20 protein-coding genes and 1 riboswitch are annotated in these 21640 nt (G+C 51.8%); of the genes, 9 read left to right on the forward strand and 11 right to left on the reverse strand.

The annotated features are described in order from the left end of the window. The first annotated feature begins 142 nt into the window (after positions 1 to 142). From DA718_RS23875 to aroD, 4 genes are read left to right on the forward strand one after another with little or no spacing between them, the layout of a single operon-like run. Positions 143 to 2176, forward strand: coding sequence for an oxidoreductase (locus DA718_RS23875; protein WP_112215537.1), 2034 nt, complete (start codon positions 143 to 145; stop codon positions 2174 to 2176). A 10-nt stretch (positions 2177 to 2186) separates the two neighbouring features. After that, a complete protein-coding gene (locus DA718_RS23880; protein WP_110272577.1) occupies positions 2187 to 3050 on the forward strand; it encodes a shikimate dehydrogenase in 864 nt (287 codons plus the stop codon). A gap of 11 nt (positions 3051 to 3061) precedes the next feature. Then, the gene (locus tag DA718_RS23885) at positions 3062 to 4276 is read left to right on the forward strand and encodes an MFS transporter (RefSeq protein WP_112215538.1); all 1215 of its coding nucleotides are present in this window, start codon (positions 3062 to 3064) and stop codon (positions 4274 to 4276) included. A 33-nt stretch (positions 4277 to 4309) separates the two neighbouring features. Beyond that, positions 4310 to 5065, forward strand: coding sequence for a type I 3-dehydroquinate dehydratase (aroD, locus tag DA718_RS23890; RefSeq protein WP_112215539.1), 756 nt, complete (start codon positions 4310 to 4312; stop codon positions 5063 to 5065). Between the two features lie 36 nt (positions 5066 to 5101). On the opposite strand, the gene DA718_RS23895 is transcribed toward aroD, so the two are convergent. Continuing rightward, complete coding sequence (locus DA718_RS23895) at positions 5102 to 5998, reverse strand: LysR family transcriptional regulator (protein ID WP_110272580.1); 897 nt, start codon at positions 5996 to 5998, stop codon at positions 5102 to 5104. Between the two features lie 232 nt (positions 5999 to 6230). Between DA718_RS23895 and DA718_RS23900 the strand changes: the two genes are divergently transcribed. Beyond that, positions 6231 to 7541, forward strand: coding sequence for an MFS transporter (locus DA718_RS23900; RefSeq protein ID WP_112215540.1), 1311 nt, complete (start codon positions 6231 to 6233; stop codon positions 7539 to 7541). Between the two features lie 53 nt (positions 7542 to 7594). Here the strand turns inward: DA718_RS23900 and DA718_RS23905 are convergent, their stop codons facing one another. Both DA718_RS23905 and sgrT read right to left on the reverse strand, forming a co-directional pair. Next, positions 7595 to 8779: a sugar efflux transporter gene (locus tag DA718_RS23905; protein ID WP_112215541.1), complete on the reverse strand. Its 1185-nt coding sequence runs from the start codon at positions 8777 to 8779 to the stop codon at positions 7595 to 7597. A gap of 229 nt (positions 8780 to 9008) precedes the next feature. Further along, complete coding sequence (sgrT, locus tag DA718_RS23915; protein ID WP_110272583.1) at positions 9009 to 9161, reverse strand: glucose uptake inhibitor SgrT; 153 nt, start codon at positions 9159 to 9161, stop codon at positions 9009 to 9011. An 87-nt stretch (positions 9162 to 9248) separates the two neighbouring features. Between sgrT and sgrR the strand changes: the two genes are divergently transcribed. The 4 genes from sgrR to thiQ all read left to right on the forward strand — a co-directional run bounded on the left by sgrR (position 9249) and on the right by thiQ (position 14392). Then, the gene (gene sgrR, locus DA718_RS23920) at positions 9249 to 10904 is read left to right on the forward strand and encodes an HTH-type transcriptional regulator SgrR (RefSeq protein ID WP_112215542.1); all 1656 of its coding nucleotides are present in this window, start codon (positions 9249 to 9251) and stop codon (positions 10902 to 10904) included. 37 nt (positions 10905 to 10941) lie between these two features. Then, positions 10942 to 11105, forward strand: a riboswitch (TPP riboswitch). Between the two features lie 32 nt (positions 11106 to 11137). After that, positions 11138 to 12121, forward strand: coding sequence for a thiamine ABC transporter substrate binding subunit (thiB, locus tag DA718_RS23925; protein WP_112215543.1), 984 nt, complete (start codon positions 11138 to 11140; stop codon positions 12119 to 12121). Next, positions 12097 to 13707, forward strand: coding sequence for a thiamine/thiamine pyrophosphate ABC transporter permease ThiP (gene thiP, locus DA718_RS23930; RefSeq protein WP_112215544.1), 1611 nt, complete (start codon positions 12097 to 12099; stop codon positions 13705 to 13707). The genes thiB and thiP overlap by 25 nt, the downstream gene beginning before the upstream one ends. Next, positions 13691 to 14392, forward strand: a complete 702-nt coding sequence (gene thiQ / locus DA718_RS23935; RefSeq protein WP_112215545.1) for a thiamine ABC transporter ATP-binding protein ThiQ — start codon at positions 13691 to 13693, stop codon at positions 14390 to 14392. The genes thiP and thiQ overlap by 17 nt, the downstream gene beginning before the upstream one ends. Here thiQ and DA718_RS23940 read toward each other — a convergent pair. The 8 genes from DA718_RS23940 to araC all read right to left on the reverse strand — a co-directional run bounded on the left by DA718_RS23940 (position 14379) and on the right by araC (position 21573). Beyond that, positions 14379 to 15146 carry a DedA family protein gene (locus tag DA718_RS23940; protein WP_112215546.1) on the reverse strand — a complete coding sequence of 256 codons (768 nt, stop codon included), beginning with the start codon at positions 15144 to 15146 and terminating at the stop codon, positions 14379 to 14381. The two genes, thiQ and DA718_RS23940, sit on opposite strands and share 14 nt — an antisense overlap. 160 nt (positions 15147 to 15306) lie before the next feature. After that, a complete protein-coding gene (locus DA718_RS30885; RefSeq protein ID WP_407657764.1) occupies positions 15307 to 15777 on the reverse strand; it encodes a tripartite tricarboxylate transporter permease in 471 nt (156 codons plus the stop codon). Then, positions 15737 to 16804: a tripartite tricarboxylate transporter permease gene (locus DA718_RS23945; RefSeq protein ID WP_267285562.1), complete on the reverse strand. Its 1068-nt coding sequence runs from the start codon at positions 16802 to 16804 to the stop codon at positions 15737 to 15739. The genes DA718_RS30885 and DA718_RS23945 overlap by 41 nt, the downstream gene beginning before the upstream one ends. A gap of 8 nt (positions 16805 to 16812) precedes the next feature. After that, positions 16813 to 17250, reverse strand: coding sequence for a tripartite tricarboxylate transporter TctB family protein (locus DA718_RS23950; RefSeq protein WP_112215547.1), 438 nt, complete (start codon positions 17248 to 17250; stop codon positions 16813 to 16815). Between the two features lie 55 nt (positions 17251 to 17305). Beyond that, positions 17306 to 18256, reverse strand: a complete 951-nt coding sequence (locus DA718_RS23955) for a tripartite tricarboxylate transporter substrate binding protein (protein ID WP_112215548.1) — start codon at positions 18254 to 18256, stop codon at positions 17306 to 17308. A 42-nt stretch (positions 18257 to 18298) separates the two neighbouring features. Beyond that, positions 18299 to 19231: a dihydrodipicolinate synthase family protein gene (locus tag DA718_RS23960; protein WP_112215549.1), complete on the reverse strand. Its 933-nt coding sequence runs from the start codon at positions 19229 to 19231 to the stop codon at positions 18299 to 18301. Between the two features lie 27 nt (positions 19232 to 19258). Continuing rightward, positions 19259 to 20491, reverse strand: coding sequence for a PfkB family carbohydrate kinase (locus DA718_RS23965; RefSeq protein WP_112215550.1), 1233 nt, complete (start codon positions 20489 to 20491; stop codon positions 19259 to 19261). Between the two features lie 236 nt (positions 20492 to 20727). Further along, positions 20728 to 21573, reverse strand: coding sequence for an arabinose operon transcriptional regulator AraC (araC, locus tag DA718_RS23970; RefSeq protein WP_112215551.1), 846 nt, complete (start codon positions 21571 to 21573; stop codon positions 20728 to 20730). Positions 21574 to 21640: the final 67 nt, after the last annotated feature.

The raw sequence follows: 21640 nt of genomic DNA on the forward strand, positions 1-21640 counted from the left end.
AGAAAAACACTATAGCTCCACGCAAAAAAAAGCATTATTTTTCCATTTGGTGCCTCGTTATCTTTCCCCATAGAGAAATATTAACTTTGGACAGGCCAGGATCGCCGTATAGCGGCCATCAGGCATCCAGTGGAGAGAGCATATGAGCCACTACCCCCATCTTTTTTCCCCGATGACCATTAACGGGATGACAATAAAAAACCGTATCATCATGCCGCCAATGGGTACCAACCTGGCAAGCCTGAACGGTGAAGTCACTCAGGAACAGATTGAGTATTATGAGTTACGCGCTCGCGGTGGCACGGGACTCATCACCATCGAGAATATTTGCATCGATTTTCCTTTCGCTTCTAACGGTACAACGCAGCTGCGCATCGATAACGACCAATATATTCCACGCCTGTTCAAATTAACCGAGACCCTGCATAAACACGGTGCCTGTGTCAGCATCCAATTAAACCATGCTGGCGCTTCGGCTTATGCATATCGTCTGAATGGTGAAATGCCGCTTTCTTCTTCGAGCACGCCATCCAAAAAGAACGGAAATATTCCACGCCCGATGACGCACGACGAAATTTATCATGCCGTCGATAAATTTGGCGATGCAGCGGAACGCGTACGCCGCGCAGGTTTTGATTGCGTGGAAATACACGCGGGTCACTCTTATTTAATTAGCCAGTTTTTATCGCCGCTGTTTAATAAACGCACCGATGAATTTGGCGGCAGCGTAGAGAATCGCGCCAGAATATTAAACTTAATTGTCGATAAAGTACGCGCCTGCGTAGGCCCGCGTTTCCCGGTCAGCCTGCGCATTAGCGCTGATGATTTCCTGAAGGGGGGGAATACGCTCGAAGATTCTCTGCGTATCCTCGAACTGTGCCAGGATAAAGTCGATATTATCAACGTTTCCGCCGCGCAAAACGACAACCTGAATTTCCAGATTGACCAGATGTCTCTGGAAGATGGCTGGAAGCGTTACCTCTCTCGCGCGGTACGCGACAAATTCCACAAACCAACGGTTATCGCCGGCAACATTCGTTCGCCAAAAGTCGCGGAAGACATTATCGCCAGCGGTGATGCCGACCTGATTGCCATTGGCCGCGGGCTTATCGCCGAGCCAGAATGGGTACAAAAGGTTCAGAGCGGTAACGAGCGCCTGATGCGTAAATGCATCTCCTGCAACATTGGCTGCGCGGACCACCGTATCGCCCGTTCTCGACCTCTGCGCTGCTCTATCAACCCGGATATCATCCACGGCGACGCTTACAAACAGCAGCGCGTCAACCGCGATACCAACGTTGTCGTTATCGGCGCAGGAACTGCGGGAATGGAAGCGGCCTGTACCGCGGCCGAAGTCGGCTGCCATACCTGGCTGCTGGAAGAAAAACATAGCATCGGCGGTCTGGCCAGCGAGATCTCACTGCTGCCGGAGAAAAAGCGTATTGCTGATTTCCCGCAGTTTATGAAAAACCGTATCGCCTCGCTGGATAACCTGATGCTACAGGTCGGCAAACGCGCCACTGTTGAATCGGTTTCCGCCCTGCACCCTGATTTAATTGTCAATGCGACCGGTTCGGTTCCCCTGCTGCCACCAATTGAAGGGCTGCGCGAGAACATTGATGTCGAAGGCGGCAGCGTCTTTTCGATTACCAATATGATTCATCACCTGGACCAGTTTGCCGATGCGAAAGGTAAACGCATTGCTGTCGTCGGCGCAGGTGCCGTCGGTCTGGACGTCATCGAATACTTCTCCGCACGCGGTGCCAGCGCAGTACTTATCGAAATGCAGGAGTCAGCGGGCCGCGACCTGGACATCATCACTAAAAATGCCATGTTGACCATGCTTGATGAACATCACGTGGAACAGCACATGCAAACGCAGTTGGTTGCCGTTACTCCAACGCACTTCACAGTTAAAAACGCGGATAGCACCTTTGACATTCCCTTTGATTACGGCTTCGTCTGCCTGGGAATGCGCGCCAATACCACCGGTCTCAATGAGATTGAACAATGGGCCAGAGCCAATAACGTAAAAATAATGAACATCGGCGACAGCCTGATGGCCCGGCGAATCATTGATGGCGTGCGCGAGGGGCGCAACGTGCTGGACACCCTGGAAGACATGGGTGCTCTGGGTAACCGCGAATCAACAAAAATTCCATTTCTAACATATTGAGGATTTTATCATGGCAGAACGTATTACTGGACACACTGAGCTGATTGGCCTGATTGCAACTCCGATTCGCCACAGCATGTCACCGACAATGCACAACGAAGCCTTTGCCAAATTGGGGCTGGACTATGTTTACCTGGCTTTTGAAGTCGGTAATGAGGAGCTGAAAGATGTCGTACAGGGCTTTCGGGCGCTAAAACTGCGCGGCTGCAACGTCTCTATGCCGAACAAAACCGAGATTTGCCAGTATCTGGATAAACTCTCCCCGGCAGCAGAACTGGTTGGCGCGGTGAATACCGTGGTGAACGACAACGGCGTGTTAACGGGTCACATCACCGATGGCACCGGTTATATGCGCGCGCTGTCTGAAGCAGGCATCGACATCATCGGTAAAAAAATGACCGTATTAGGCGCAGGCGGCGCGGCAACCGCGCTCTGCGTACAGGCCGCGCTGGATGGCGTCAAAGAGATCTCCATCTTCAACCGTAAAGATAAATTCTTCGCCAACGCAGAACAAACCGTCGCCAAGATCCGTAATAACACCAACTGTGCGATCCATCTGTTCGACCTGGACGACCATGACAAACTGCGCGCCGAGATCGACAGCAGCGTCATTCTTACTAATGCGACCGGCGTTGGCATGAAACCGTTTGAAGGCCAGATGCTGCTGCCTGACGACAGCTTCCTGCGTCCGGATCTGATCGTTTCTGACGTGGTTTATAACCCGCGCAAAACGTATCTGCTGGAAGTCGCTGAGAAAAAAGGCTGCCGCACCATCAACGGTCTGGGCATGATGCTCTGGCAAGGTGCACGCGCTTTTGAAATCTGGACGGGCAAAGAAATGCCGGTTGAACACGTCAAAAGTATCCTTTTTTAAGGATGGGTGCGATGAAAAATAAATATGTCCCAACGGCAGCGGGGCTATACCTTAACTATCTGATCCATGGCATGGGGGTATTATTAATTACCCTCAATATGGCGAATTTACAGACGCAATGGGGAACCGACGCTGCCGGCGTCTCCATCGTCATATCGTCGCTAGGTATTGGTAAACTCGCCACGATCGTGACAGGATTCCTGTCCGATCGCTTTGGACGCAAACCCTTTATCTATCTCGGGATCGCCAGCTATCTGGTGTTTTTCCTCGGTATTTTACTGACGAAAAACATTTATATGGCCTACTTCTTCGGCATTATGGCCGGTCTGGCAAACAGCTTCCTCGATTCCGGAACCTATCCGGCGTTGATGGAGTCTTTCCCTAACTCCGCCAGCCGAGCGAACGTGCTGATTAAAGCCTTCGTTTCTGCCGGACAGTTCCTGCTGCCATTCATTATCGGCGCGCTGATATGGGCGAATATGTGGTATGGCTGGTCGTTTATCATCGCCGCAGCATTGATGGTTCTGAGCGCCATCTATCTGATAAGAATGCCTTTCCCGGATCATAGGGCGAAAAAGGAAATTGTTGAAAAGTCGCAGGCTGCTACAGCTGCTCCGCAAACTAATTCCGGCAAGCTGGATATGGTGATATTTACCCTGTACGGCTATATCGGGATGGCGACTTTCTATCTGGTTAGCCAATGGTTAGCGCAGTACGGCGAGTTCGTTGCAGGGATCCCGCATGAGTCAGCCATTAAACTGCTGAGCGTCTATACTGCGGGTTCTCTGACTTGCGTATTTGTCACCGCAGCATTTGTCAAAGAAGTGTTCAGTTCGGCCATCGCCATGATCATCTATACCTTCCTGTCGATGATTTCATTGCTGATCGTCTGCTTGTTTCCCACGCCAATGGTGGTCACTGGGTTCGCCTTTATCATCGGCTTTGCCGCTGCTGGCGGTGTTCTGCAGATAGGCGCGACCATTATGGCGATGAGCTTTCCTAATGGAAAAGGCAAAGCCACCGGGATCTTTTATACCGCTGGGAGTCTGGCAAGCTTTACGATTCCGCTTATCACGGCAAAACTGTCGAAGATTGGTATCGCCAGCATTATGTGGTTTGATCTCCTGATCGCTATCGTCGGCTTTGTGATCGCTCTGTACATCGGTTATCGTCAGTTTCAGGCTCGCGCCGCTGCAAAAACATCTCATGTTGCAGCAACCGCCTGATGGTCAATGACAAAAAGAATAATGGATACCAACATGACTAAAGCAGTAACAGTAAAAAACATCACCTTCCAGGAAGGGGAAACCCTGATTTGCGTTCCGCTGATTGGGAAAACCATTGACGAACTGCAAGTCAATGCTCGTGCCCTGGCTACCGCCGGAGCCGACATTATCGAATGGCGTGTTGATCACTTCACGCAGGTTAGAGAAATTGAGCAGGTACTGTTGGCGCTGGGTGAAATTCGTCAGTTGCTGAAAGACATTCCGCTGCTGTTCACCTTCCGCAGTAAAAAAGAGGGCGGCGAAACGGAAATTAGTGATGAAGCTTATTTTGAACTGAATCGCCAGGCGGCGGTTAGCGGGCTCGCTGACGTCATTGATGTCGAGCTATTCAATGATGAAGCACAGATTCGTTCACTGGTGAACGATGCCCATGCGGCTGGTGTAAAAGTCATCATGAGTAATCATGATTTCCATAAAACACCGGCTCAGGAAGATATTATCTACCGCCTGCGTCGTATGCAGGACCTGGGTGCCGATTTACCGAAAATCGCCGTCATGCCGCAGTCGCCACAGGATGTATTAACCCTGCTGTCTGCAACCCTGACGATGAAAGAAAAGTATGCAACCCGCCCATTAATTACCATGTCGATGGGTAAATCCGGCGGGGTTAGCCGGGTAACAGGTCGTTTGTTTGGTTCAGCAATGACCTTCGGTACCGTGGGTCAGGCGTCAGCACCGGGACAAATTGCCATTACTCAACTGCGTGAGCTGATGGATATTCTTTCCTGATAAAACGGTGCCCGGAGGTTTCCTCCGGGCATCTGCTTAAATCATTTTTTGGCTGTCATTAATAATGACATTCTTAAACGACTGAATTGCAGGGGAAAGTACCCGCTCTTTCATCGTTGCCAGATAGATATAGCGTGGAGGAATCGCATTTTTGATCGTCAGGATATGCACGTTGTAGTACGAGAGTGCGGAAATTCGCGGCATAATCGCAATACCATAATCAATACTCACCAGACCCGCCATCGCCGTATCCTCGTCAACGTAGCAAGCAATGTCCGGCACTAATTTTTGCTGCATAAATACGTTATCAATAAAAGGCCGCAGACCGCTATTTTCTGAAAAATAGACATAGGGATAATGAATCGTTTCCACGAGATCGACTTCATCATCATATAGCCTGGCAAGAGGATGATCTTTCGCCGTCACTACAACCAGTTCTTGCTGAATAATTGGAATAAAATCAATATCTGGCTCATCAGCAATATAAGAGCAAATCGCTAAATCAGTCTTTCCGGCCTTCAGTTCCTGCAGCAGTGTTAGCGACGTGCCCTGAGTGAAAGAAAACGTCACATTGTGACAAGATGGTGAAAGTGAGTACTTATTAATTAACTGCGGAACAACAAACTCACCCATTGTATAAATAAAAGCAATACGAATATTCTCTTTGTTTTCCGCACTATTTTTTTGCAGCGTCATGCGACCATTTTCCAGAGAAGCCAGCGCATCTTCAACGTAGGGCAGAAAGCGTTTACCATTCTGTGTGATCTTGACATTTCGCCCTTTTCTGGCAAATAGCGCCACTCCCAGTTCTTTCTCCAACTCAGATATGGCATGGCTTAAGGAGGGCTGGGTGATGAAAAGACTAGAGGCCGCCTCGGTGTAATGCTCGGTTTCTGCCAGTCGCTTAAAATAATAAAGTTGCTTTAGGTTCATTATTTTTGCTCGTATAATATAAGAATAAAACTAATGCACCTAATATACCATACAAGCCATCTATGATGAGTCGCAAAGGGCAAATATCGGCGTCGCATCAAATATTGTTTTGTTATTTTATTCATCACGTAACAAAGGATTGCAATATCATAGACTAAATCAATGGTTCAGTAGAATATTTTTGCATGTGTCAATATATGCAAAAATATTTTAAACTTTAAAGGAACTCTCAATGAGGACAATCGATGTTCAGGAAAGGCCTATTTCGCCACCGGCCACGCAGAAGCGAACCAAAACGCGAATTGTAATTTTAATGTTACTCTCTATTGGTACGATGATAAATTATCTTGATCGTACTATCCTTGGTGTTGTTGCTCCTAAGTTAACAAGCGAAATACATATCGATCCGGCAATGATGGGCATCGTCTTTTCTGCTTTTGCCTGGACCTATGCGCTGGCACAAATCCCTGGAGGCATGTTTTTAGATCGCTTTGGTAACAAATTAACCTACGCACTTTCAATTTTTTTCTGGTCAACCTTCACTCTATTACAAAGCTTTTCTGTCGGTTTAAAATCCTTGTTGCTACTGCGCTTAGGTTTGGGAATCAGTGAAGCCCCCTGCTTCCCGGTCAACAGTCGGGTCGTGAGTAAATGGTTTCCCCAACATGAACGCGCACGTGCAACGGCAACTTACACCGTCGGAGAATATATTGGGCTGGCGGCATTCTCTCCTTTACTCTTTATTATTCTTGAACATCATGGCTGGAGAACGTTATTTTTTATTACTGGTGGTTTAGGTATTGCCTTCACTTTTGTTTGGTGGAAATTTTATCACGAACCGCATGAATCCAAAACCGCAAATAAAGCCGAACTGGAATATATCGGTTTAGAAAATACCGAGAAAGCGAATGAAAATGTCCCTTTCAACTGGCCCGATGCAAAACGTTTATTGTGCTGCAGGCAAATAATTGGCGCCAGCCTTGGGCAGTTTGCAGGTAATACTACGCTGGTTTTCTTCCTGACCTGGTTCCCCACCTATCTGGCCAATGAGCGCCATTTGCCATGGCTTCACGTTGGTTTCTTCGCCTCCTGGCCATTTATGGCAGCGGCTGTTGGCATTCTTTTCGGTGGCTGGGTCTCCGACAAAATATTAAGAAAAACCAAGTCTGTAAATATTAGTCGAAAATTACCCATTATTTCAGGGCTATTGCTTTCCAGTTGTATCATCGCGGCTAACTGGGTGGAGAGTAACACTGCGGTCATTATTATTATGTCGGTAGCCTTCTTTGGCCAAGGGATGGTTGGGCTGGGCTGGACGCTAATTTCAGATATTGCCCCTAAAAATATGGCTGGGCTTACTGGTGGGATCTTCAACTTCTGCGCAAATATGGCATCGATCATTACTCCATTGATTATTGGCGTAATTATATCGATGACCGGTAATTTCTTCTACGCACTCATTTATATTGGTCTGACGGCATTTATTGGCGTTATCGCCTATATTTTTATTATCGGTGATATCAAACGGATTGTATTGAAATAGCAAGTTGCGTGAAACTACCCCGGCAGGCATCATCTACCGGGGTAGTCAGGTAATTAGATATCCTTAACTTTACAGGTCATAAACAGCGTCACCAGCGAAATAGCGGCAATGGTCCAGTAGACGCTAGCGTGCCCATAGCTCTGCGATATCGTCCCCTGAATGACCCCGGCCAGAATCACTCCAGTGGAGATACTGTTGGTGAACAGCGTCGTTGCCGCCCCTGCCCTTCCGGGCATCAGGTCCTGAAACCACAACATGCCAATCCCGGCGACGATGCCGATAAACACAGCGTTAAACAACTGTAGTGCCAGCAACGCCACCCGGTCATGAAACAGAATCAGGCCGACATAAAACAGAACGCCTGCCGCAACCGCTGCTACCATCATGTTGCGTTTGCCCCAGCGCTTAACGTAGTAGCCCGCCAAAATCATAGCCGGAATTTCCAGCCCGGCGGCGGTTCCCATCAAAATCCCCGCAAGACTATCCGGCAGACCCAGATCGCTGCTGATCCACAATGGCATATCGATGATATACATCGTGTTGCAGGTCCACATCAGGGTAGAGGCGATAAACAGCATACGTACGTTTTTATCATGCCACCCTCCAGCCTGCTGTAGCACTTCAGTACCTTCCGAAGGTTGCTCAACGCGGGCAACCGACGGCAACTTGAAGGCAATCAGCACCAGGCTGATGACAAAAATGCCCGCAGCTATCGTAAACATGGTGGTAAAGCCGTAATTCAGCGCCAACATAAAAGCCAGCGGCGGGCCAATCACCCACGCCAGCGAGAGCTGAGCACGCATTATCGAACTGAACATCACCACTTCACGCGCCGAGCTATCGGCATATTCCCGCGCCAGCGCAAAAAGCTGCGGCATCGCGGCATTCGCCACCGAAGCCAGCATCACCCCACAGGTAATCAGCGTCAGATAATGGCGATTAAATGCAAACAACAGCGCATTACCTACCGCCATCAGGCAGCAGAACATAATCAAGCGCCGACGATCGCCCCGACTATCGGAGCGCTTAGCCAGCGCCAGGCTGACCAGGATCCCGGCAATCGCGTTAACCGTATAGAAAAGCCCCACCCAGAAAGGCTGCGCGCCCACTTCGCGGCTAAGAAATAAACTGAGCGTTGGCGCTTGCAGTGCACCAGCGATTCCCATCATGAAAGCGACCAGCATAAAAGCGGCGTAAACGCCGTTAAGACGTCGCCCCATCGTCATTAACCACAGCATGTCATGTCCTTAAACCACGCGAAGAAAACGAAAAAAGCCAGCAGAGGTTTTCTGCTGGCGGGTGATTCTATACTCTATGGATTTCGAGTTGCGGGCAGGTGGCCAGAACGTAAGTCCCTGGAAACATAGATAACTATGTGACCTGGGCGAGCGGGCGCAGCCAACGCACCTGCAGCTTGAAAGACGACGAGTATAACACCAATACTCAGTCACACATGATGTCTGCAAGTCAATGATCAGAGGTCTGCGACGTAACTCCCCACTGCATCAGTTCGCCAAGAATTTCCTGCTGTCTTCCTGCCATCAGGCGGGCCAGCCAGGACGCATCCTGCGTCGCAGAAAAGTAGCGTAGGTAGAACTGTTTTGTGGTTGACCTCATCATATTCACCTCCTCACTTCATCGAGGTTGATTATTGACTTAATATAGGAAGTAATAAATTGCTGAGTTTTTATCAGGAGTTCCCCTTTTATGTCTTCCGGTCGTTTACAACAGCAGTTCATCCGCTTATGGCAGTGCTGCGACGGCAAGTCGCAGGAGACAACGCTTAATGAGCTGGCAGATATGTTGAGCTGCTCGCGCCGTCATATGCGTACCTTACTGAATATGATGGAAGAGCGCGGCTGGCTGACCTGGGAGGCGGAGGTCGGGCGCGGTAAGCGCTCCCGGCTGGCTTTCCTCTATACCGGTCTCGCCTTGCAACAACAGCGGGCTGAAGACCTGCTTGAGCAGGACAGAATCGATCAACTGGTGCAGTTGGTTGGCGATAAAGCCGCCGTCCGGCAAATGCTGGTTTCCCATCTCGGCCGCAGCTTCCGTCAGGGGCGGCATATCCTGCGCGTCCTCTATTATCGGCCGATGAAAAACCTGTTGCCCGGCAGCGCGTTGCGCCGTTCGGAAACCCATATCGCCCGGCAGATTTTTAGCGCCCTGACGCGGGTAAATGAGGAAAATGGGGAACTGGAAGCCGATATTGCTCACCATTGGCAGCAAATTACCCCAACCCACTGGCGTTTTTTTCTGCGTCCTGGCATTCATTTTCATCATGGACGTGAACTGGAAATGGAGGATGTCATAACCTCCTTACAGCGTAGCAACGCGCTGCCGCTGTTCTCTCATATCGAGCGCATCGACTCCCCCACCGCATGGACTCTCGACATTCATCTTAGCCAGCCTGACCGCTGGCTACCGTGGCTGTTAAGTCAGGTCCCGGCAATGATCCTGCCGCATGAGTGGCAGTCTATGGAGAAATTCTCCAGTATCCCTGTTGGTACCGGGCCTTACTCGGTGGTACGCAATAACCAGAATCAGCTCAAAATTCATGCTTTCGACGACTATTTCGGCTATCGGGCCTTGATCGATGAAGTTAACGTCTGGGTGTTGCCGGAAATCAGCGAAGAACCCAATGGCGGATTAACGCTCCAAGGCACCACGGAGAGTGAAAAAGCGGTGGAAAGCCGTCTGGAAGAGGGTTGCTACTATCTGCTGTTCGACACCCGTAGCCCGCTCGGCGGCAACACCGCGGTTCGCCAGTGGTTAAGCTACCTGTTCCAGCCCGCCAGCCTGCTCTATCACGCTGGTGAACATTATCAGGGCAACTGGTTCCCGGCCTACGGCCTGCTACCCCGCTGGCACCATGCGCGCAGCCACGCTTGCGAAAAACCGCCGGGCCTGGAGACGGTCAAACTGACCTATTACCAGGACCACGTTGAGCATCGCTTGATAGGTGGGATTATGGCGACGCTGCTGGCCGAGCATCAGGTCAAACTGGAAATTCAGGAGCTGGAGTACGAAGAGTGGCATCGCGGCGAAGTGGTCAGCGACGTGTGGCTCAATAGCGCCAACTTCACGTTACCGATCGATTTTTCCCTGTTTGCCTGGTTGTATGAAGTCCCACTGATTCGCCACTGTATTCCCATCGACTGGGAGCAGGACGCCAGCCGTTGGCGCGCAGGAGAGCTTAATCCGGCCACCTGGAGCCAGCAGCTGTTGGCCAACCAAACCATTGTGCCGCTCATACACCATTGGCTGATGATCCAGGGGCAGCGCAGCATGCGCGGCGTGCGCATGAATACCCTCGGCTGGTTCGACTTTAAGTCCGCGTGGTTTGCGCCACCGGAGCCGTAAGGCTTTCCGTCAGCTAACAAAATCATTACACTAACTGCCGTTCTCAACGGGGTGCTAATAAACATACGCAATATCATTCAAGTTGCATCAACGCGCGGTTAGCGCAGAAGCAATCCGAAAGATAAAGCGCATGGGCTGAGAAAATACCCGTCGAACCTGATCCGGATAACGCCGGCGAAGGGATTTGAGGCCCACTCAAAATCCTTTGCCACCCCTTTTTTCTGAGGTGCAAAGTGTTGAAAAAATTACTCCCGCTGCTGGCGCTGGTCGCTGCGCCCGTTTTCGCCAAACCACTCCTGACCGTTTATACCTACGACTCTTTCTCCGCCGACTGGGGGCCAGGTCCGGCGATTAAAAAAGCCTTTGAAGCCGACTGCAACTGCGAACTGAAGTTTGTGGCGCTGGAAGATGGCGTCTCGCTGCTTAACCGCCTGCGCATGGAAGGCAAAAACAGCAAAGCCGATGTCGTGCTTGGGCTGGATAACAACCTGCTGGAAGCTGCTTCCCAGAGCAAACTGTTCGCCAAAAGCGGCGTACCAGCCACCGCGCTCAGCGTGCCTGGCGGCTGGGACAACGATACCTTTGTCCCCTTTGATTACGGCTACTTCGCCTTTGTTTACGATAAAAACAAGCTCAAAAATCCGCCGAAAAGCCTGAAAGAACTGGTTGAGAGCGACCAGAAATGGCGGGTGATTTATGAAGATCCGCGCACCAGCACGCCGGGCCTTGGCCTGCTGCTGTGGATGCAAAAAGTCTACGGCGATAAAACCCCGGAAGCCTGGCAGAAACTGGCGGCAAAAACCGTCACCGTCACTAAAGGCTGGAGCGAAGCCTACGGCCTGTTCCTGAAAGGTGAAAGCGATCTGGTACTGAGCTACACCACCTCCCCGGCCTATCACATTATCGAAGAGAAGAAAGATAACTACGCCGCAGCCAATTTCGCAGAAGGCCACTATCTGCAGGTTGAAGTTGCCGCCCGCACAGCGGCCAGCAAGCAGCCGGAACTGGCGGAGAAATTCCTCAAATTTATGGTTTCGCCAGGTTTCCAGAACGCTGTCCCTACTGGCAACTGGATGTATCCGGTCACCCAGGTTGCGCTTCCGCCAGGCTTTGACGCACTGATGAAACCGCAAATTACTCTCGAATTTACCCCACAGCAGGTCGCAACCGACCGCCAGAACTGGATCAACGCATGGCAACGCGCCGTCAGCCGCTAACGTTCGGCTGGCTCATGCCGGGCCTGACGGCGGCCGCCTTACTGGTCGCCGTCGCGCTGGCCGCGTTTCTGGCTCTGTGGTTCAGCGCACCAGAAGCGGCCTGGCGTACAATTGTTAGTGATAGCTATCTCTGGCACGTGGTACGTTTCTCCTTCTGGCAGGCCTTTCTTTCCGCGTTTTTTTCGGTGATACCGGCGATATTTCTTGCCCGCGCCCTTTACCGACGTCGATTCCCCGGACGTATGCTGCTACTGCGTCTGTGCGCAATGACCTTAATCCTACCGGTGCTGGTCGCGGTGTTTGGTATTCTTAGCGTCTACGGCCGCCAGGGCTGGCTCGCCGAATTATTTAACGCTCTCGGCTGGCAGTGGGAGTTCTCGCCTTACGGGCTACAAGGGATCCTGCTGGCGCACGTGTTCTTTAATATGCCGATGGCCACGCGCCTGTTACTTCAGACGCTGGAGAATATCCCCGGCGAGCAGCGGCAAATCGCCGCCCAGCTCGGGATGCGCGGTTACGTCTTCTTCAGGCTGGTTGAATGGCCGTGGCTGCGTCGGCAAATTCCACCTGTCGCCGCGCTTATTTTTATGCTCTGCTTTGCCAGCTTTGCCACCGTGCTATCGCTGGGCGGCGGCCCGCGAGCCACCACCATCGAACTGGCGATTTACCAGGCGCTTAATTTTGACTACGACCCGGCGCGCGCCGCGATGCTGGCGCTTATCCAGATGATCTGCTGTCTCGGGCTGGTATTGCTCAGCCAGCGCCTGAGCAAAGCCCTTGCCATCGGGGCCAGCAACATCCACGGCTGGCGCGATCCCGACGACCGACTACACAGTCGTTTAAGCGATTTTGCGTTGATCACCGCGGCACTGCTGCTTCTGCTACCTCCGCTGCTGGCGGTAATATTCGACGGTCTGAACAGCAATATGTTTAGCGTGCTGCGCCAGCCCGCGCTATGGCAGGCGCTATGGACTTCACTGCGCATCGCCCTTGCTGCTGGCGTCTTAAGTGTCATTCTGACCATGATGCTGCTGTGGAGCAGCCGCGAGCTTCGCGCCCGCAGTTACCCGCTGGCTGGCCAGGCGCTTGAACTCAGCGGGATGCTGATCCTTGCCATGCCAGGCATCGTGCTGGCCACCGGTTTCTTCCTGCTGCTCAATAACAGCGTGGGCCTGCCGGAATCCGCCGATGGCATCGTGATTTTCACCAATGCGCTAATGGCGATTCCCTATGCGCTTAAGGTGCTGGAAAACCCTATGCGCGACATCGCGACCCGCTATGGCACGCTGTGCCAGTCGTTGGGGATGCACGGTTTTACCCGCTTGCGGGTGGTTGAGCTTCGCGCTTTAAAACGTCCGCTGGCCCAGGCACTGGCTTTTGCCTGCGTGCTGTCGATTGGCGATTTCGGTGTCGTAGCGCTGTTTGGCAATGAAAACTTCCGCACCCTGCCGTTCTACCTGTATCAGCAAATTGGCTCTTACCGTAGCCAGGACGGCGCCGTTACCGCCCTGCTGCTCCTGCTGCTGTGCTTTGTACTCTTTAGCGTGATTGAAAAACTTCCGGGGCGTGATGCTAAAACTGAATGATGTGACCTGGCTTTACCAGCATCTACCGATGCGCTTTACGCTCGGCGTTGAACGCGGCGAGCGCATTGCGGTTCTCGGTCCCAGCGGCGCGGGGAAAAGCACGCTGCTAAACCTGATTGCCGGTTTTTTACCGCCCGCCAGCGGCAGTATCTCCATCGACGGCCAGTCCCATACCCATACGCCGCCCGCGCGCCGCCCGGTATCGATGCTGTTTCAGGAAAATAACCTATTTAACCATCTGACCATTCGCCAGAATATTGCGCTCGGGATGAATCCGGGGCTTAAGTTAAATGCCGAACAGACAGACCGTTTGCAGGCTATTGCCGGGCAGATGGGTATCGATTCGCTGTTGGACCGCCTGCCGGGCGAGTTGTCCGGCGGCCAACGGCAGCGTGCGGCGCTAGCGCGTTGTCTGGTGCGCAAACAGCCGGTACTGTTGCTGGATGAACCCTTTTCGGCGCTTGATCCCGCTCTGCGCCAGGAGATGCTGGCGCTGGTCGCCGACGTTTGTCAGCAGCAGCAGTTGACGCTATTGATGGTGTCGCACAGTGTGGAAGATGCGGCGCGCATTGCGCCGCGTTCAATCGTGGTCGCCGAGGGGAGAATCGCCTGGGATGGCACAACTGCCGAACTGCTCAGCGGCAACAGCTGTGCCTCGTCGCTATTGGGGATTAGCGCAAAATAACCTTATGCAGGATCTCAAGATAGACCGGCATCAGCGGATGGCGGAAGGCAAAAGTCAGCGCCACTCCGGCGGCAATAAGCATCAGCGGCGTCAGCCACAGCAGGCGCGAGCGCGGCAGGAAGCGGGTTAAGCGATCGCCCGAACTTTTGGCGCTGCGCCACAGTCGCCAGCACAACCACGCAGCCAGCCACGCCAGCAGCGCCGCCCCCAGCAGCAGCCACTTAAAGCTGGCGCTATGCTCGTCGGCCGGAATATCAATCGCCGCTCCGGCCAGAATTCCTGGTAAAAAGTAGAGCGGCGGCCACAGCAGACAGCCAATAATATTAGGCGGAATAAATTTCGCGACCGGCAGGTCAAGCATTCCGGCAACCATCGGCACCAGCGGGCGCGTCGGTCCGACGAATCGACCAATCAGAATGGTGAACATACTATGCTGATGCAGCGCATGTTCGGTTTTATCGAGCAGCGCTTTGTTTTTCTTCAAAAAAGACCAGCGATGCAGCGGCTTCTTAAAGCGCCAGCCAAGCCAGAACGAAATCCAGTCACCAAGCAAGCAACCAATAATCCCCGACAACCATGCCTGCCAGAAGTTAACTTCACCGCTGCCGATCAGCGCGCCCAATCCGGCCATCATTACCGTTCCCGGTAAGATAAGTCCCACCAGCGCCAGGGACTCCAGGAAGGCAACCAGCAGAACGGCTATCAGGGAATAGACCGTGGATTGAGTAATAAAGTGTTCCAGCAATGCTTGCATAATGTACCCGGCAGTGTGATCAGCAGAGGATTGTGCGGAGAGGCGTAATTCGCGTCAATACATTATTTGTATTAATGAATTTAGCAGTAATACAGGAATTTACGTATGCGGCAAGAGGAAAAGAGAGAGGGACCGCCTCCGGGAGAAGCGGTCAGTTGCATCAGGCGCGACGCTGGAACGAACGGTAAATATTCGTCAGCTGCAGAGCGACCACGAGGAAAAAGCAGGCGGCCAGAAACATAGAGATTGGTCTGGCAACGAATGCCATCGGATCGCCTCCGGCCTTAATCATGGATGACAGGAGGTTTTTCTCAAGCATAGGTCCGAGGATCATGCCCAGAATAATCGGCGAAATAGGATACTCTTTGCGCTGTAGCCAATAACCAATAACGCCCATCACCAGCATCACCACCACAGAAGAGACGGAGTTATCGATAGCAAAGGAGCCGACAATGCTGAAGATAAGGATAATCGGGTACAGAATCGCTTTATCAATCCAGATAATGCGCTTAATAAAGCTGACGGCCAGCGTAGCCAGCGGCAGCAGCGCCAGGTTGGCAATCAGAAACAGAATAAACACCGCGTACAGCTTATCGGCCTGGAACAAAAACAGCGTCGGCCCGGGGTTCATATCCTTCATGTACAGCACGCCAATGATGATCGCCGCGGCAGAGTCGCCTGGAATACCAAAAACTAACTAAGGATGGGATCCAGCTTCCCGCCAGGCTGGCGTTATTACTGCTGGAAGAGTCAACAATCGCCTCTTCTGAACCGTGGCCGTACAGCTGCGGCTGTTTAGAGAACTTCTTCGAAATCGCGTAGCTAATCCAGGCGGCAATATCCGCACCGGCGCCGGGCAACGCACCGATAAGCGTGCCGATGATACTGCTACGGCCGAGGTTTAACTTGCGCGACCAGATAACCTGCCCCATACCTTTAAACAGATTAATACCCGACTGCGTTTCCGGCACGCTACGTACCGCCTCGACCACCCGATCGCGGTAATACTCTATCGCGCCAGAAATCGCGAACAGACCGATCATTGCCGGAATAAAATTCACCCCTTGCAGCAAACTAATCTGACCAAAGGTAAAGCGCGGTACGCCGGAGATCTGGTCGTAGCCAATACAGGCCATCAGCAGACCCAGACATAACGTAACCATACCCTTTAACGGCTGGTTACCCACCACCAGGGTCGCGCAGGTCAAGCCCAGCAGCGACAGCCAGGTATATTCGTAAGAGCTAAATTTCAAAGCGAATTTCGCCAGCATCGGCGCCGCGCCCATCAAAATAAACGAGCCGATAATGCCGCCGATCACCGAACTGACTAAACCGATACCTAATACGCGGTTAACCTTACCCTGCTTCACAAGTTCGTTTGAGTCAGCCACGTAGGCAGCCGATGCCGGCGTTCCCGGTATTCTTAATAGCGCTCCCGGGATATCCCCGGCGTAAATGGATGATGCGCCAACGGAAATCATCAACGCCAGCGCCGGAATCGGATCCATAAAAAAGGTGAACGGTACCATCAGCGCCACGGCCATCGTCGCCGTTAAGCCAGGAATGGAGCCGACAAATAAACCAAATGCGCTGGCAGCGAGCACCGCTAAAATCGCGCTGAGATTAATATAGGCAAATGCCTGTAAAAAGATGTCCATATCTCCCCTTAAAACCAGATACCCGCAGGAAGCGCCACCAGCAGCACGCTGGCAAACACGTAATAGATAATGAGCGATGCGGCAATGGATGTTCCCGTCGCCAGCAGGAGTTTGACGCCTCTGATTTTCATTAAAATAAACAGCAGCAAACAGGAGCAAACAACAAAGCCTAAAATATCCAGCAATAAAACAAACAGCATCACCGCAATAATAATCAGCGCCAGCGCTTTACATTCCGCCCGGCTGAATAATGACTGCCGAGTTCCACGGTTTTTGATATCGATAACAGCATCAATGGCGGTAAGAAATAGCAGCAGCCCGCTAATCAGCGTCGGCATAAACCCCGCGCCATGCTGTCCGGCACCGCCGTATTCCGTCACGCTGATAGAGAAAATGGTGATAGCAAATATAAGAATTAAAAAAGGGGTTAACGGTAATGCACGCATGATGATATCCCTTCATAACGGCGACGGCACTCAGCCGCCGCCAGGCTTGCGGTAACTATTTTATTTTGTTAATTAACTTGCCGTATTTTTCATCTTCCTGAGCCATAAAGGTCTGCATTTCAGCACCAAAGAGCGGATAGACTTCAAACCCTTGCTTAGTCGCGAACTCCTGCAACTTGCCCTCTGCGAAAACGGCTTTCATCGCCTCGGTTAGCTTCTGCGAGATGTCATCCGCCGTTCCGGCAGGAACCACCAGCGAGTTCCAGGTCGCGAGGCTATATTTATAAGCTGTCGCCTGCTGGAAGACCGGAATATCTTTATATAAACCTTCCGGTTTCTCCGCCATGGTGGTCAGGTTACGCACCATTTTGGCATCAACCATGCTTTTCGCCTCACCGGGTGAAGAGGTCGTGAAATCAATACCACCGGAAACCAGCTCCATTAGCGCGGAGTTAGCGCCCTCAGACGGCACCCAGGTCACCGCAGACGGCGGCAGCCCCATGCTATCCAACATGCCAATCAAATTAAGATGCCAACCGGAATTCAGACCACTGCCAGAGGCCTTCAGCTTGCCAGGATTAGCCTTAATGTAATCCGTCAGTTGCACAATATTTTCAAACTGAGAATTGGCTGCCACCTGAACGCCACCAAGATTTACCGCCAGACGGGTTATCGGTGTGTAATTTTTGTAGCTCAGATTGGTCATACCCTGATGATGCATCATCGCAATTTCGACCGTGGCGATCCCCAGCGTATAGCCGTCCGCTTTCGCCCGCGCAATGGCATCATGTCCGACGACACCCGCGCCGCCAGTGCGGTTCACCACGTTGACGTTAACGCCAAGCTGCTTTTGCAGGCCTTCTGCCACCAGCCGCGCCACGGTATCGGTGTTGCCGCCCGCCCCCCAAGGTACGATTATCTGAATGGGTTTATCCGGCCATGCGGCGAGTACGGAGGTGGAAACAAAGAGTGAAGCAACCGCTAAACTTGCGAAGGTACGTTTCATGTTCTGGACTCCTGTCTGATGTTCTATCGTAGGTCAGTTCGTTTACTTCGGTAGATCCGCGAGCTGTTTACGCTGCCACTCGCCGCTATCGGCAATCTGCTGCAAAATCACCTCCAGGCCCCAGTATTTTTTCAGCACATCGTCCGCAGTGACGCGGCAGTGAACGCTGGCGAAGGTTCCGCGCTTCTGATGGAAAATTTTGGCGTTTTTCGGGTAGCCGATAGTTTCGGTAACGGCGCTGAGGGATAAAAACCAGGCCAACTGCTCTGCGGCATCACGGTGCTGTGCGCCATGGTGGTAGAGCCAGTGGTACAGGTCCGGATGGAAGTTAGTAAACACGCCGCAGAATCCTTTTGAACCTGCCTGCATCGCCTCCCAGGCAATGGCCGCGTTGGCGTTTACAATAGCCATCGGCGTCTCTTTCACCAGTTCAACGCGGCGGATGACGGTTGGCAGATCGCAGCTCACATCTTTCAACACCCGGAAGCGGCCGCTGGCAGCGCAATACATCAGCTCTTCGTCGGAAAGCAGGCGGCGGTATGGGGCTGGGCACTCATAAAGCCCCAACGCCATTGAAGACGGCAGCGCGGCCAGAATAGCGTCCAGATGGTGTTTAAAGGCATCCGTCCCCTGATTATCAGGATCAAGATGGTTAGTCACTAACACCAGCGCATCAATGCCGGTTTGCGCCATCGCCGAAAGCTCGGCAATCTGCGCGTTCAGATCGTCGGAAATATGCCCTGAAGAGATGACCGGAATCCGCTTTTGCGTATAATCGACGACAAATTTCGCCAGTTCGACGCGTTCTTCCAACGTTAAGAATTGCATCTCGCTGGACTGGCACACGGCAAATAGCGCATCCGCGCCGTTGGCAATATACCAGTCAATTAAATTCCCCAGCCCCGGATAATCAACGACATTATCATCAGTAAAAGGGGTTAACATAACGGGAATAATACCCTCAATTTTTTTCATTTCATCAATCCTTTATTCGACGATAAATCAGAGAGTCTGAATAGCGACGTTCTGTTGTTTCATTCGGGCGGCGACTAATGAGTCATCCGGCATATTGGCAGCCCCTTCCTGCTCAACCGCTAAAGAAGCAAAGGCGCTGGCGTACCAGGCCGACCTGACCAGCGATTCTCCCTTCGCCAGCGACGCGGCCAGCGCGCCGTTAAACGCATCACCCGCACCGGTGGTATCCACTGCAACGGCGGAAAATGCCGGAATATGCGAGTAGTTCTGACCGTCAAAAATTAAGGCGCCCTGCTTGCCCATGGTAATAATAACGGCACACTGCCCGGCATTATTAATATGCGTTGCCGCCTGCATAGCCGTAGGGATATCATGTACCTGCACACCAGACATGGCTGCTGCCTCCGTTTCATTCGGCGTAACAATATCCGCAAATGACAATAGACTTGCGACATCAGGCGACCACGGAGCCGGGTTTAATATTGTCGTAATTTGTAATTCTTTCGCGCATTTCAGTGCTAACTGGGTCGCCGAAAGATTATTTTCCATTTGCACAACGAAGACATCGGACTCGGCAATGAAATGCGAAAGTTGCGCAATATCGCCGTCAGTCAGTTCATGGTTGGCACCGGGAGAAATAGCAATCATATTCTCCCCTTCATCATTAACATAAATAACGGCGCACCCCGTTGCGGCATTATCTGTTTCATACAGCGTAAATGAGCTCATGCCAACGGATTCAATATGGTTACGGGCAAAAAGATTAAACTGGTCGCGACCCACTTTACAGGCAAAATGAATCTGAGCACCCGCGCGATACGATGCCAACGCCTGATTCGCTCCCTTGCCTCCCGGGCCCAGCGTCGTTTCTCTGGCAATCAGGGTTTCGCCATCACGGGGGAAGCGATGTACTTTGGCAACGATATCGACATTAAACGAACCTAATATGCAAACTTTTCCAACCATAGCGCGTCCTTTTTCATCCTGAGATGTTAAATAACTAATTCCCCGTTGCTGCTGTTTTAGCAGCAAGCTCATATCCACATAGTCGTGCTGGAAGAGCGCGCTTTGCATCAAATGTTTTTTTAATGAAACGCCTCCGTGATGGCGGGTAACAATCCCTCGTTTTTGTAGCCATGTTAAATCCGCACGAATAGTCTCTTTGGTCACGGAAAAATGTTCCGCCAAATCGCTTACGCTGCGCTCTTCTCTGGAGCGCAGTAGCCTGACGATATGCTCACGGCGAGTATCACGATACATAAGTCATCCTTTTCTTTTATTATCACCAAAAAGAAAAAGTTTACCGGGAGTTTACTCAAGAAAAAAACAGAGAAACAAAAATAAACAAAAAACGAGGGGAGGTAAATCGTAAATTAATACTAGATGATATGATATATACCCCACATAAATACATGCAATAAATCACAGTGACGGAATATATATAAATAAACATCAGGTGCTGAGTATAAATATAAATCTCAGCACCTCTTATCAGATTATTCACACCCGGCGCGAAATTCGCTCGGGCTGGCACCGGTACACTTTTTAAATACCCGCGAAAAGTAGAGCTGGTCTTCAAAGCCCACGTTACGCCCTACGGTGGCGATCGGCATTCGCGTGGTGCTGAGCAGCAGTTTTGCCTGGCTAATTCGCTGGTCCTCACGCCACCCCAGCACGCTAATCCCCAGTTGCTGGCGGAACAGATGCGACAGGCGCGACGGCGACAGGCAGACGTGCTGGGCAACGCTGGCAATATCGAAATGGCTATCCGCCAGATGATCGCTGATGTACTGACAGGCATCGCGCACCCGGTTATCCAGCGGTGGGTGCAGTGACTCGTTGATCGCCTCCATGCGCCTTAGCAGCAGTTGCTCCATCAGGTTTATCGCCAGCAGTTCTGAATAACGCCCGGCCCCCTGCCCGGCATCAACAATTTGACCAAACAGTTCGCAAAAACGCGTCTGCCACTGCTCATCGGGGCGAAAAAAACCGGTCTGGGCAAAAATCGTCGGCCAGTTCAGCCATTCATGCCAGTAGGCGCGCGGCCGGAAGTAAACCCATTGGTGATACCACTCCCGGGCATCAGGGTGGCGCCCATAATGGTGAATTTCCCCCGGCGGGAACAGCAGCATATCGCCGGGTCGGCAGATAAATTGCTCTCCGTGGTTGTTGATTATCCCTTCGCCGCGGATCGTCAGGTTCAGAATATACCCCTTCATACCCAGCGGGCGGTCAATGAAGAAATCCAGATAGCCTTCTGCGTCAATTGGCGTCAGGCCCGTCACCAGATGGGCATTAAAGGAGTAACCTGGCAATAAAGGATCGTTTTGCGTTTCGGCCATAAAATCAGCTCTCCCGGAGACATTTTGGACACCAATTGTCCATACCTTGTATTTTATCGTCTGGCTG

It is taken from the genome of Klebsiella huaxiensis (assembly GCF_003261575.2).
GTDB classification, from domain to species: domain Bacteria; phylum Pseudomonadota; class Gammaproteobacteria; order Enterobacterales; family Enterobacteriaceae; genus Klebsiella; species Klebsiella huaxiensis.